General features: G+C 25.9%; 8 protein-coding genes. 6 read left to right on the top strand and 2 right to left on the bottom strand.

The window, feature by feature from the left end; all coding sequences use genetic code 11:
- Nucleotides 1-603: 603 nt before the first annotated feature.
- From leuS to cobI, 3 genes are all read left to right on the top strand, one after another.
- Nucleotides 604-3,510 carry a leucine--tRNA ligase gene (gene leuS, locus MBCUR_RS01445; RefSeq protein WP_067089325.1) on the top strand — a complete coding sequence of 969 codons (2,907 nt, stop codon included), beginning with the start codon at nt 604-606 and terminating at the stop codon, nt 3,508-3,510.
- A gap of 305 nt (nt 3,511-3,815) precedes the next feature.
- Entirely contained in the window at nt 3,816-4,409 is a 594-nt protein-coding gene (locus MBCUR_RS01440; protein ID WP_067089314.1) for a DUF366 family protein, read from the top strand.
- Between the two features lie 125 nt (nt 4,410-4,534).
- Entirely contained in the window at nt 4,535-5,236 is a 702-nt protein-coding gene (gene cobI / locus MBCUR_RS01435) for a precorrin-2 C(20)-methyltransferase (RefSeq protein ID WP_067089312.1), read from the top strand.
- A gap of 22 nt (nt 5,237-5,258) precedes the next feature.
- Here cobI and MBCUR_RS01430 read toward each other — a convergent pair whose 3' ends face one another.
- Both MBCUR_RS01430 and polC read right to left on the bottom strand, forming a co-directional pair.
- On the bottom strand, nt 5,259-6,047 hold the full coding sequence (locus tag MBCUR_RS01430; RefSeq protein ID WP_067089309.1) for a V4R domain-containing protein: 789 nt from the start codon (nt 6,045-6,047) through the stop codon (nt 5,259-5,261).
- Between the two features lie 637 nt (nt 6,048-6,684).
- Complete coding sequence (gene polC, locus MBCUR_RS01425) at nt 6,685-10,116, bottom strand: DNA polymerase II large subunit (protein WP_067089305.1); 3,432 nt, start codon at nt 10,114-10,116, stop codon at nt 6,685-6,687.
- Between the two features lie 358 nt (nt 10,117-10,474).
- Between polC and MBCUR_RS01420 the strand changes: the two genes are divergently transcribed.
- The 3 genes from MBCUR_RS01420 to MBCUR_RS01410 all read left to right on the top strand — a co-directional run bounded on the left by MBCUR_RS01420 (nt 10,475) and on the right by MBCUR_RS01410 (nt 14,370).
- Nucleotides 10,475-10,630, top strand: coding sequence for a preprotein translocase subunit Sec61beta (locus tag MBCUR_RS01420; protein WP_067089303.1), 156 nt, complete (start codon nt 10,475-10,477; stop codon nt 10,628-10,630).
- A gap of 284 nt (nt 10,631-10,914) precedes the next feature.
- The gene (locus tag MBCUR_RS01415; protein WP_067089300.1) at nt 10,915-11,946 is read left to right on the top strand and encodes an AI-2E family transporter; all 1,032 of its coding nucleotides are present in this window, start codon (nt 10,915-10,917) and stop codon (nt 11,944-11,946) included.
- Between the two features lie 432 nt (nt 11,947-12,378).
- A complete protein-coding gene (locus MBCUR_RS01410) occupies nt 12,379-14,370 on the top strand; it encodes a DNA-directed DNA polymerase (RefSeq protein WP_067089298.1) in 1,992 nt (663 codons plus the stop codon).
- Nucleotides 14,371-14,477 lie beyond the last annotated feature (107 nt).

Below are 14,477 nucleotides of genomic sequence, written 5' to 3'. Positions count from 1 at the left end.
ATAGTATATTTTGATACATTATTACATATTTTTATATATTTTTTAGTCTGTGTTTATTAAATTTAATTTTTAGTAAACCTTTTTATAATATTAATCATGTTTATTTTTTATTAATTTTTATTAATTTTTATTAATTTTTATTAATTTTTATTAATTTTTATTAATTTTTATTAATTTTTATTAATTTTTATTAATTTTTATTAATTTTTTATTTAGATGATGTGCAATGATTATTTTTTCTAAAATAGATATTTAATTAAAATATTTTAAAGAATAATAAATAATTAAATGCCTAAAAATAATTATTTTTAATAAATAATCATTAATATTAATTAAAATAGAATCTTATTGAATGTTTCTATTTACTTTTATAATAAAATTTATTATAATTTTATAAATTTAATTTGAATATAATTTAATTAATTAAATTTAGAAAATTTGATTTTCGAATTGGCGTACAGCTATTTTAGTTTTATTTATTTTAATTTTATTTAGTTTATTTAAATTTTTTATTTATTTTGTTTTAGAAAAGTTTTTATTTAATTTATTTAAACTGCTAAATATGTGCTGATTATTATAATTATTAGGTGATTTAATTTGAATATGGAAAAGAAATGGCAAAAGAAATGGGAAGAAGCAAAGCTATTTCAAAGCAATCCTGATGATAGGGAGAAATTATTTATAAATGTTGCTTATCCTTATCCTAGTGGAGCCATGCACATTGGTCATGGTCGTACTTACACTGTCCCTGATGTTTTTGCACGATTTAAAAGAATGCAAGGATTCAATGTCTTATTTCCAATGGGATGGCATGTTACTGGAGCTCCTGTAATCGGAATAGCTAAGAGAATTAGAGAAAAAGATTCAAAAACATTATACCTTTATGAAAATGTGCATAAAGTCCCTAAAAATCAATTAGATTCACTATCTGAACCTGAAAATATTGTTAATTATTTTTCAAAAGAATATCATAATGTAATGGTTGATATGGGTTATTCAATCGACTGGAGAAGAGAGTTAAGAACTACGGATAAAACATATCAAAAATTTATTGAATGGCAAATAAGAAAACTTAAAGATAAAGATTTAGTTTCAAAAGGAAGCCATCCAGTTAAATACTGTCCTTCATGTGGAAATCCTGTAGGGGATCATGATTTATTAGAGGGTGAAGGGGCAACAATAAATGAATTAACTCTTTTAAACTTTGACTTTGATGGAAAAATATTGCCTACTGCAACATTTAGACCTGAAACTATTTTTGGAGCTACCAACCTTTGGTTAAATCCTGATTTGGATTATTTTGAAGTTGATGTTGGAGGAACGTCATGGATTATTTCAAAAGATTCTTTTAACAATCTTTCTAATCAAATAAAAGATTTAAAAATAATAGGTGATGTGGATCCTAATGATTTAATAGCTAAATTTGTAATCAATCCTGTGACTGGCAAAAAACACCCAATTCTTCCTGCAAGTTTTGTTGATGGAGAATTTGGAACTGGTGTTGTATTTTCTGTTCCTGCTCATGCACCTGCAGACTACATTGCTTTAAAAGACTTAAAAGAAAATGAAGAAACAATAAAAAAATACTCTTTAAAATCTATTTTAGATGATATAAATCCATTAAATGTTGTTACAAATAAGAAGTATGGTGAAATTCCTGCTCAAGAGTTGATTGAAAAATTAAATGTTAAAAATCAAAATGATCCTAAATTAGAAGAGGCAACTGGAGAACTTTACAAAGTAGAACACTCAAAGGGAATTATAAGTTCTCACATTCCAGAATATGGAGGAATGAAAGTTAAATTTGCTAGAGAAGAAATTAAAAATAAAATGATTTCAGATTCTCAAGCCGAAATAATGTATGACTTTTCAAACCATCCTGTAGTATGTAGATGTGGTAGTAAAGCCGTTGTAAAAATCATGGATGACCAGTGGTTTTTAAAGTATTCTAATTTAGATTGGAAAGAAAAAACAAGAGAATGTCTTTCTCAAGAAAATATTATTCCTAGTGAAATTAGGTCTAATTTTGACTATTATATTGGCTGGTTAGAAGATTGGGCTTGCTCTAGAAGAATTGGACTTGGGACACATTTACCTTGGGATAAACAATGGTTGATTGAGCCATTGTCAGACTCTACAATTTACATGGCATACTATACAATTTCTAAATATTTAAACCAAATGGATGGAGAAGATTTAAATGATGCTTTCTTTGATAAAGTATTTTTAAATTCTGATAATTTCAATTCTGATAGTTTAAATTCTGATAATTTCAATCGTGATGTTAATAATGAAATTAAGGTTGACAATGGTTTAGTAAAAGAAATCCAAGAAGAATATAGCTATTGGTATCCATTGGACTGGAGTTTATCTGCTAAAGATTTAATAGCTAACCATTTAAGCTTTCACATGTTTCATCATGTAGCTATTTTTCCAAAAACAAAATGGCCTAAAGGAATGGTTATTTTTGGAATGGGGCTTTTAGAAGGCAATAAAATGTCTTCTTCAAAAGGTAATGTCATACTTTTATCTGAAGCAATTAAAAAGTATGGTGCAGATGTTGTAAGATTATTTTTAATGTCCTCTGCAGAGCCATGGCAAGACTTTGACTGGAGAGAGAAAGAACTTATTGGAACAAAAAGAAGACTAGAATGGTTCTTTGATTTTGCTAATCGTGTTGAATCTATTAAAGGATCTAAATTGGACTTAAATAATATCAAAAAAGTTGAATTGACTCAAGACATTGATATTTGGATGATTAGCCAATTGAATATTAGATTGAAAGATTCAACAAAAGCTTTAGAAGGGTTTCAAACTCGTAAAGCTCTTCAAAATTCATTCTTTTTACTTAAAAAAGATTTGGATCATTATTTTTATAGAGTTAAAAATAGATTGAATAAGAACAATCATGAAGATAGTGATGAAGAATTAATATTTGTTCTTTCAACTATTTTAAAAAATTGGATTAAAGTATTGGCTCCTTTTATACCTCACAGTTGTGAAGAAATTTGGTCTAATTGTAATGGCAAAGGTTTTGTTAGTGAAACATTCTGGCCTGAGTATAACCCTGATTTAATTAATGAAAAAATAGAAAAATCAGAAGAATTAATTCAAACTCTTGTTAAAGATATTTCACAGATTAAAAACCTGCTTACTGAAGATGCAAATAAAATTCACATATATTTAGCTCCTAGTTGGAAATGGAAAGTTTATAAAATAGCTAATGAAATTGGAAGACCTGATGTTGGTAAAATTATTGCTACCTCAATAGAGGCACAATTGAATGATGATAAAAAAGAACTTTCTAAATTCGCTCAAAAAATAGCTAAAGAAATGACTAAAACTTCCTATGTTGGTCAGATTGATGAAAAAGCTATTTTGGAAGGTGCTAAAAACTTTATAGAATTAGAAGTTGGTAGTGAAATTGTAATTCATATGGATAATTCCTTTGACCCTGCTAATAAAGCAATACATGCTATGCCTTACAAACCAGCTATTTATATTGAATAATTTAAGAAGTTAAATATAATTATTTAATAATTTAATAATCTTTTATTGTTGTAAAATATTGTTGTATGAATTCATTTTTTTTATTTTTAATATTTTTAAAGCATTTAAAACATAGTTTTTTAAATAAACATTTTTAAATAGGGGTTTTTAAATAAATATTCTATTCTTAAGTAGAGGTTTTTAAATAAATATTTTTAAATAAATATTCTATTCTTAAATAGAGATTTTTAAAAAAATTTTAGATAAAAATTTTAATGATATATGGTTTTTAAAACTATTCAATTTTATAAGTATTTAGTGATTTTATGGAAATATTACATAAAAATTTATATGAAGAAATTTTATATGATGGAAGTCAAATTGAATCTAACTGGGCTTTTAAATTTTTAGGTATAAAAGGTTCTTCCATAATAACTTGGAAAGGACCAATGAATATAAATGAAGAAAATTTAAAAGATTTTGAAGATATAGGTCTTGAAATTAAATCTGATAAAATGATTCACTTTATTGTGGAGTTTTTTGATATTCAAACACCTAATTTAAATATAATTTATCTCCGTCAAAGACTTTTAGTAATGATTTTTGCTGAAAAACTATTAGAATATGGTGTTTTATCTAAAAGAAGTGGAGATGATTTATATATAAATTCTAAGAAATTATCTGTTTCCATTGCCACAATTTCTCTTAGTTCCATGAAAATTCATTTTGCTGTTAATTTAACTGATTTAGGAACTCCTAATGATGTAGAAGCCATTGGATTACTTCAATTACTTGATAAAAATAATGTATTAATATTTAATACTGACAATTTAGATTTTTTTATTAATACTGTTGTAAATTCATATATTGATGAGTTAAAAACTATTGAAATGGATATTAGTAAAACAAAAACATTATAATATATATTGTAGTATATTACGAAATTAATTATTATGATAAATATATAATTATGATAAAATATATGATATTTTTTGATATTTGAATTTTCTTATAGATTTTAAATTTAAAATTATTTGTGTTTATTATGAATAATGGTACTAAAAAAATAGGAAAGCTATTTGGAATTGGTGTTGGACCTGGAGATAGTGAACTTTTAACTTTAAAAGCATTAAAAATTTTAAAAGAAGTTGATGTTATTTGTTCACCTCGAGCTTCTAGAGATCAAGATAGTACAGCATTTTCTATTGTTTTTCCTTTAATTTCAGACATTGTTGATGATATTGATATAATATCACCTGTTTTTCCAATGAAAGAAGATGAAAAAGAGTTAGAAAGCTATTGGGATGAAGCTAGTAATTTAATAGCTTTAAAATTAGATGAAGGATTGAATGTTGCATTTATAACCCTTGGAGATCCTTCTATTTATAGTACATTTGCTTATATTCATAAAAGATTAAAAAATAGCTATGAAATTGAGATGATTCCAGGAATTACTTCATTTACTTCATGTGCTTCTAATATCAATGAAATTCTTGTTGAAAAAGATGAAATATTAATTGTTGTGCCTAAGGTTGATGAAAAATTCGAGGATTTCTTAATTAACGGTGATTCAATTGTATTAATGAAGCCATCTAGAAACATGAAATCAATTGATAAAATAAAAGATAAAATCAATGCTGAAGTTTACACTGTTAAAAACAGTAGTAAAGAAAATCAAGAGATTATTAAAGGTTTTTCTTCTGATAAATCATATTTTATGACTTCTATATTAAAGTTAAAAAAATGATAGCTAAAAAAATAATAATTTTTTAGTTATTATCACTATTTTTCTTTACAACAAAAAGGCAGTGGTCACTGTCCATTGTCATACATAACTCTTCGTGAATTTCTATATCTGTGTCGTAGTAATTTTTTAGAATGGTTTCTATAACACCTAATTCAAAATAGCATATTGGGTAGTCTACTTTGGGAAGAGGTGCACATTCAAAGCATCCATAGTTTCTTATATGAAGGGCATCTTCTTTTTCTTCTACTTCTAGTATGCCAAGTTTATATTTTTCCCAAAACTTAATGAGATTTTTGATTAATCCTGCATCGGTTTTAGAATAAACTTGTTTATATATTATTTTTCCTACTTCTACTCCTGTTTCATAGATTAGGGGATAAAGTGATATTCCATTTTCTAATAGTTTGCTTCTTACAGAGTGGGATACTAAACGAGTAAAATCTTTTTCAGGGTCGTCGTTTTCTATAACATTTTTAATGAAGTTTTCGGTTCTTTCACCATCAAAGTCTTGTTGTTTAATAAAGTCGATTTCTGCTAAAATATTAGAATTTATAAAGAACATTTTCTTTCTATTATCATAAATGTCTAGCTCACTTCCAATTAATTCTTTTTTTTCTAGTTGTTTTAAATGTACAGAAATTGTGGATTTAGCTTTTCCTAATTCGTTAACAATGTCTTTAAAGTACATTTTTCTATTTCCAAGAAGATTAAGAATTTCTAATTTTACAGGACTTTTTACTACATTAATCAAACTATTTTCTCCAGTTAACACTAACATTGGGTACTGGCTTTTTTCTTTTTCATTGATCATTTTTTTCCTCCATAAATATTCACATGCTATAATTGTTGAGAAAAAATTTTTTTTAATTATGAAAAAAAAGTTATCAAGAGAACAGTCCCCATATTTATCTAATTCTTAAGAATTAAAAATTGAATAGATGTTATATGGGATTTTGGATTTTAATATATTTTATGTTACCTATTGGAATTATAAGAATGAAATAGTTCCCCAGAAGCTTTTTGCTTTTTTCAACTAATTTTTTATAAAACTTTATTCTAAAAATAACATCAAGCTATTTAGTTTTTTTTTAAAGATATGAATGATGTACAACAACTCAAAAATCTAAGTTTCTAAATTTGCTTAATTAACTTAAGATCATATTTATAGAGTTATAATAATTAATATTATAAAAATAAATATAAATATCTAATAAAATTCTATTTGTATTAATGCCTTACAAATATTTTAATTTATTTTAATTTATTTTAATCAGATATCTATTTTACAAAAAATAATCGTTGCATACCTCACATATATTTAATATATTTTAATTTTTTTTTATATATATCTATTTATTACTAACTATTAAATTCATCTTAATTTTTAGAGTTTTAAATATATAAGTATTTATAATTAATTTAAGTATTTTGATGCATAGCTGTGTTGATTATAAAAAAACATCTAAAGAGCTTTGCTTTGATTTATCGCTTTCAAATAGAGAACCTATACCGAATTTTTGAATTTCTAATCTTTGAACAAGATAAGGATCAATAGGATACTTACTTACTAAATCCTCTGCAATTGGAAGATATTTTGAAACTCCTCCTTTTGAAACAGTCAAAGTAAGATTTCCTCCACACTTACATTTTCCACTAAGTGGAACTCTTCTATACTTTTCATTACATTTTGTACACCTTACTTTCTGTTTTGAAAATGTACGGACATTACCCATAATATCTGGTAAAAAGTGGGATGAGAGAACACCTTCAACAACATCTCTTTGGTCTACTGCCCTTATTAGCTCACCAATTCTTACTTGCTCATCAACTTTGTCTTTCATAGAACCTAAGGTTAAATAAAGACATGTATTTGGTCCAGCATGAATACTTGATGTATGGTGGGAAAACATTAGGTCTTTGTATTGTTTTTCACTACCAAGGTGTTTTGATATATTATCAATATAATCTAATGCTTCGCCAGGTTTTAACTCTTCATAAGTTTTTTCAAAAAATTCTAATGGTAGTTTAGGCATTATATCAATATTATGTGATTCATCATCTATTTCTTCAGGATCTATTCTTGATGAAAGGACTAATGGAGCATCCATACTACCACCACGTGTACTTGGCAAGTAAGACTTTGAAAAATTAATTAAAGAGTCTAATAACAACATAACAGAGTCTTCATCACTATCACAGTTTCTTCGCTTAGCAGAATGGAAATAAGGGTGAGCATAGCATGCATGTGCATCTGTATATCCAACAATTCTTCCTAAAACTCCTGCTGATGTATGAGGAGCCAATCCTACAATTAAATGTCCTATTAAATCTTCTTTTGTCTTAACATTGTAAAATTTATCCATTTTATAAAATCTTTCAAGTAAATCATCAATGAATTTTGAAACCCTTACTAAAAACTCTCCACAATCCTTAGAAACAACTACATCTTGAACCCTTAACTCAACAATTTGATTTTCATTTTCAATGTCTTTTCCATAGCAGTCTTTCTCATAATCCATTTTTTTAAGTTTTTCAACTGTAACTCCAATTTCTGAAGGAATAAAATGAGTTAAGGGTAAATTTGTAGAATCATGGCGTATAGTACCATCTTTAAATGTATGGACATCATTTTTTGCCCTTAATAATCCTTTTTCAAGAGGTTCAGGAAGTTTAGATTCTGAAATCATCCCTTTAACTCCTTTAACTTCCTCACTTTTCCTAACATCAACATTTTCTTTTGCTTTTAGAAGCTTTCTTGTTAAACCAATATTTTTTTTACTAGGATTTCCTGGAAAAGTTTCTGCACCACATTTAGGACATAATGAGTTGTTAGTTTTTGTTAAACATTCAGGGCATTTTTTTCGTGAAAATTCAACTCTAACTTCTCTTTGTTTGGCTGCTTCATCAATAAATCGCCTTGTTCCGCCCTTAGTATCTATAGGAAATAGAACATGAGGAGCTGGTTTCATAAGTCTTTCTTTTGACTTTTCTGGTCTTCCTACACGACTTCCAATATATGATGGTGCTTTATTCATTATTTTTACATCACTTATGGAGTTGATGGCTTCAATTGTATCTGTAAACTTGGATTTTTCACTTGATAGTTCTTTTTTAAAGAGATTAACTAATGTGTATCCGTTATCATTATTAATGATTATTTTATTATCTTCAACTTTGTGTTCAACTCCTAAAATTTCAAAAATTCTTTTTTCTGGAGACACTTCAAGAATAAATTCATTATCTTCAATGTATTTTCCTTTATTTTTTAAAATCCAATTTATTAAAATATTTAAATCATCTACACTAATATCTCCAAAGAAATAAGTGTATTTAGGATTTAATGGAACTTTATATTTTTTAGAGATTTCAAATGATTCTTTAGCTGAAATTTCATTTTTAATCAATTTTTTGCTAAGGTCATTAATGTCTATTCTATTATTTGCATCGTTTTTTTCCTCTTCTTGATAGATTTCACTTCTTAAGATAGTTTCTATCCACCATTCTTCAGTCCATGAAGCTGGAAGCAGCTTTTGATTATTTCTTAAAAATTCTCCATATGCAACTAGCATGTCTCCTAAAAAAATGATTTCTACTACTTGATTTCTATATTTAATGGCTTCTTTTCTTGATGTTAGCTGAATTATATCTCCATTTCTTAATTTTACTATTGGTCCTTCAATTGAATCAACTGGCACAACACAATTTCCTTTTCCAGGGTATTCTATTTTTAATTGGGTTCCAATAGCTAAAAATTGTAATAGTTCCATGGTAGCAGGATGAACACCCATAGCAGCTAAACCAGTATTTCTTGACCTACCATATCTAAGTCTAAATGCACCATTTTCAGAAGGATGACCTAAAACTGGTCTTCCACCAATAATATCTTGAATATATTTTGGTTGTTCCTTTTTTACCTCAATTTCAGCAACATTAAAATTATTTTCTCCATTTTCTTTGTTTTTTGAAGTTTTGCTATTTTCTTCTTCTGATTTTTTCTTATCCTTATCTTTAGAATATCCTTCAACCCACTGCCATCCATCTAACTCAAGTGTTTTTGTATATTTAGATATCTTAGCTGATTTTTGTATAACTCCTTCAACCATAGCTAAAAGAGCTCCACCTCTAATACTATTTGTTTCTACTCTTGGAAGGTCTCTATGAGAAACTTCAACTTTCTCTGTAGGTTCTCCTGTAACCTCAACAGGTATGTTTTGAGCAGCTAATCTTACTTCTTCAGGTTTTGGTGAGTACTGCAGGTTTGTAACCTCTGATTCATATAATTCAACTTCTTCAACATATCTTTCAACTTCCTCTTCAGTTGGTTTATAGTTACTTAAGCCAGTAGCTTCCTTAATTTTATCTCCAAGTAAAACAGCCAAAGCGGCAGCTGTTCCTCCAGCACTTCTAATAGGACCTGCAAAATAAACGGCTAAATATTTAGTTCCATCTGAATTATCTTTAATTTTCACACCAGCTATTCCTTCTAATGGTGCAGCAACCACTCCTTCAGTTAAAATAGCTAAACCTGCTCTTAAACCCTTTTGAGCTAAAAATTCTTTGATGTTAATATCACTTTTATCTTCATTAAATTCAATTTTTAAATCATCAGACATATCATCAGGGCTTTGTGAAGCTATTTCAGCAGCTATTGTAAATGCAACTTTTTCTCTTTGAGTTTTATTTCCATCTTCATCTACTTCTAACTCCTTTATTCTTTTAGCTATTCTTTTTGGTCCAACAAGCCCTTCTACTCTTTCTGCTAAATCCTTTGCTAATGGAGTTTCTGTATGTAGTTCTGCATCAAATCCTTTACTTCTTGCTTCTTCAGCTATTTTGTATAAATTTATAGTTTCTTTTTCTAGTCTTTCAAAGTAGTCCATTTTTTTCACATTAAAATTATTTATGATATATAATCTGTTAAAACTTCTATATATTTTTTTTTATAAAATAATTTTTTTATTAAATTATAAATGATTTTTGAAATAATCGAAAACTATATTAAGTATAATTAATATATTATCCTTATTAAAATTATTATCTAAATTATTATCTAAATTATTATTAAATTATTTTAAATTAATTTTAAAGTATTTTTTTAAATTATTTTTATATTTTTAATTTATTTAATAATTTCCTAATTATTTATTTATAAAACTATCATTATTTTAAAACTATTATTATTTTTAAAATATTTATTATTCTTAAATTATATTATTGAATTTTATTCATGGTGTTATTATGGCAAAAAAAGATAAAAATGCATTACCTCCAACTGGAGCAGGTTTAGTTAGATATTTTGATGAAGAAAGCACAGGACCAAAGCTTTCTCCTGAACAAATAGTTATTATTACAATTATATTGGCTGCATTTTGTTTTATTTTAAGATTCTCTTAATTAATTGTTTTAATTGTAGTAATTTTTTATTATAATGCTTTTTAATTTATTATAATCCTTTTTAATAATTTTTTATTCTTTTATAAACAAAATTTTTTCTATTTTTTAATTTTATTTTAATTTTTTAATTTTATTTTAAATTTAATATTTTCAATTTAATCTTCTAATTAATCTAATATTTTACATTATAATAATCTATTTTTTATAAAAATAATTTTTTATATTTTTTTCTATTTCTCTTTTTAAGTTTTAAATTTTTTTCTATTTGTGGTAATGGTGAGGATATGAAGAATAAAATTTTAAATGGTGTAGGATCTCCATTATTTATAATAGCCATTCTTTTGCTGATTTCTTTTTTTGTTTTAACTCCTATTGTTAACATGTTAATTTTAGGGGCTATAATTGCTTATGGCATTCGACCAATAGCTCGTAAAATTCAATCTAAGCTTAAATATAACAATATTTCAATAATTTTAGCTGTTGTAATTATTTTAATTCCTCTTTTAGCCATTTTGATTTACTTTTTAACTATTGTTGGTCAATTTGCATATTCTTTTTTAACTCACTATGACGTATCTTCATTCTCTAGTGAATTGACCTCTGCTCTTCAAGGATATCTTCCAAACTCTTTTAAAAATTCTACTAATTCAATTATTTTAACTTTAGGAAGTTTAATCAATGATATCTTTAAGATGGTTTTTAACTACTTTATTGATTTACTAAAGTCTGTTCCTTTAATTTCTCTTCAAATTTTTGTTTTAATGGCTTCTACTTTTTATTTTACCCGAGATGGTCATAAAATAAATAAATATATATTTGCATTTATTCCTGAATCCAGAAAATTCTTTTTTCAAAATATGGTTAAGAATATTGAAGTTGTTTTAAAGAGTATTTTTTATGGCCATTTTTTAACAGGGCTGATTATAGGCATTATTGCAAGCCTTGGATTTTTTATTTTAGGGTATCCATATGCCTTATTTTTAGGAATTTTAACTGGAATATTGCAATTAATCCCAATTATTGGACCATGGCCAGTTTATTTTGGATTATTTATTTCTGATTTAGTTTCTGCTAATTATCCAAGAGCTATTGTTGTTTTAATTTTTGGCTTAGGTTTAAGTTTAAGTGATATGTACATAAGACCTGCTTTGAGTAGTAAATATGCAGATATTCACCCTTTAATTCTACTTTTGGGATTTTTATCTGGTCCACTTATTTTTGGAATAACTGGATTTATTTTAGGTCCTTTAATTTTAGGAATTACATATGCTATAGTTAAATCATACAAAGAAGACCAAATAGATGACTTAAATTAATATATTTTTAATTTTTTTATTTAATTTTTTCTTTGGTTCTGATATTTTTCATTTTTTTTATTTTTATTCTTATTTTTTATTTCTATTTCTATAGCCTTGAAAGAAAACTTTCGAATTAATGGTTTGTTGAAATATTTGTTTATTTTAAAAAATAAGTTTATATTGTATCTAATTTTTAAAATATTCATTTATACTTTATTATATAAAAAAAATATTTATTATAATTATTTAATTTAATTAATAGGCGAATATAGAAGTTTTAAAAAAAAATTATTACTTCTAAACTTTATTTTCAGGACTATATTTTTTATTTTTATTCTTATTTTTTATTTCTATTTCTATTTTTTATTTTTTTTCTAGTTTTTTTTTAAATTTTCATTTTTAGATATTTATATACAATATTTTATTAAAGATTAAAAACATAGTATTTTCATGGAAAGAAGAAATTTTGTTCTTTTTGATATAGATTATATTACAATCAATGAAGAACCTGTAATTCGTTTATTTGGAAAAAGTAAATCTTGTGATTCTGACAATAGCAATAATAGTAATAATAATAGCAATAATAGTAATAGCAACAATAATAATAATAATAATAATAATAATAATAATAATTTTTATGAAAGAAATTTAGTTGCTATTGATGATTCTTTTGAGCCATATATCTATGTAATTTCTCAGAATATTGATCAAGCAAGAAATGAAATTTTAGGTATTGGTAGCTATAAAATTAAGGATTTTGAGATTCTTAGAAAAAAAATTTTTCAAGTGGAAACAGAAGTTCTCAAAGTTATTTTCATCCATCCACGCCATGTTAGTGGACTTAGAGATGAAATTCGCTCTTTAGATTCTGTCGATGGCATAAGAGAACATGATATTCCATTTTATAGGCGTTATCTAATAAACAATAATATTTTTCCAATGTCCCTGTTGGAAATAAATGGAGAAGTGTTAAATTCTTTTGAAACAATTAACAGTGATGCTGAAATTTTTAAACTAAATGAGCCACCTAAATCTTTAAATAAAAATATTTCTGATTTTAGAATTCTTTGTTTTGATTTAGAAGTTTATAATCCCCATGGAATGCCCAACTCAGAGAAAGATGAAATTATAATGATAGGTGTTTCATCTAACACAGGAATTAATAAGGTTATATCAACAAAAGGCAAAGACTTAGATTTTGCTGAAACTGTTGGTTCTGAAGAAGAAATGATTAATAGATTTATCTCAATTGTTAAAGAAGAAAATGTAGATATTATTGTTGGTTACAACTCAGATAATTTTGATTTTCCTTATCTAAAAGACCGAGCTAAAATATATAATATTAAATTAGATTTAGGAATGGATGGCTCTCATTTAAATTTTATTAAAAGAGGATATGGAAATGCAGGAAGTTTTAAAGGGCTAATTCACATTGATCTTTATCTTTTAATGAGGAGATATATCAGTTTAGATAGATACACCTTAGAAAGGGTCTATTTAGAGCTTTTTGGAGAGGAAAAAATTGATGTTGCTGGAGATAAGATTTGGCAGTTTTGGGATAGTGATGGAGAGGATTTAGTCAAATTATTTGATTATTCTCTTGATGATGTTGTTTCTACATTAAAAATAGCTGAATTAACATTGCCTTTATCTTTGGAACTTACGAAAATTGTAGGACAGCCATTTTTTGATATTTCTAGAATGGCTACTGGTCAACAAGCAGAATGGTATTTAGTCCGTAAAGCATTTGAAGACGATGAAATTGTTCCTAATAAACCTGTACCATCAAGCTCATCTAGAAGAAATAAGGAACAAAATGTAGGGGGATATGTTAAAGAACCAGAAAAAGGCTTACACGAAAATTTAGTCCAATTTGATTTTAGAAGTTTGTATCCAAGTATTATTATTTCTAAAAATATTTCTCCTGATGTATTACTTAAAAAAAATGCTTATACTGGTGAGTATGTTGAAAATATTGTCTCAAAAAACCTTGAACAATATAACAACGATGAATATTTTAATATTTCTCCTGAGAAATGTCATAGATTTGCAAAAGAACCAGTTGGATTTATTCCATCTGTTATAGGCAATGTACTAAATGAAAGACTCAAATTAAAAAAGGCAATGAAGGAAACTGAAAATAAACAAGAAAAAAAATCTTTAGATGTTCAACAGCAAGCTTTGAAACGTCTTGCAAATACTATGTATGGAATTTACGGATTTTTAAGATTTAGATGGTATTCTAATGAGTGTGCTGAATCAATTACTGCTTGGGGTAGGGAATTTATTCAAAATACAATGAAAAAAGCTGAAAATTATGGTTTTAAAGCTATTTATGCAGATACAGATGGTTTTTATGCAGAATACAATGAAAATTTAATTAAAAACATAAGCAATGAAGATAAAAATGTTGAGGATAAGGAACCTGAAAAAGATAAATAAAAATTTAACTTAAGAAAATTATTTTAAAAAAATATGGAAAATTTTTTATAATAGCTAAAACAAATATTTAATTTAAAAAGCTAGGATTAAATTCTATATAAAGAAGG

The sequence above is a fragment of the Methanobrevibacter curvatus genome (genome assembly GCF_001639295.1).
In the GTDB taxonomy this organism is placed as follows: domain Archaea; phylum Methanobacteriota; class Methanobacteria; order Methanobacteriales; family Methanobacteriaceae; genus Methanoflexus; species Methanoflexus curvatus.
Note: the sequence above shows the minus strand (reverse complement) of the source record. Positions and strands in the feature narration are given on the sequence as shown.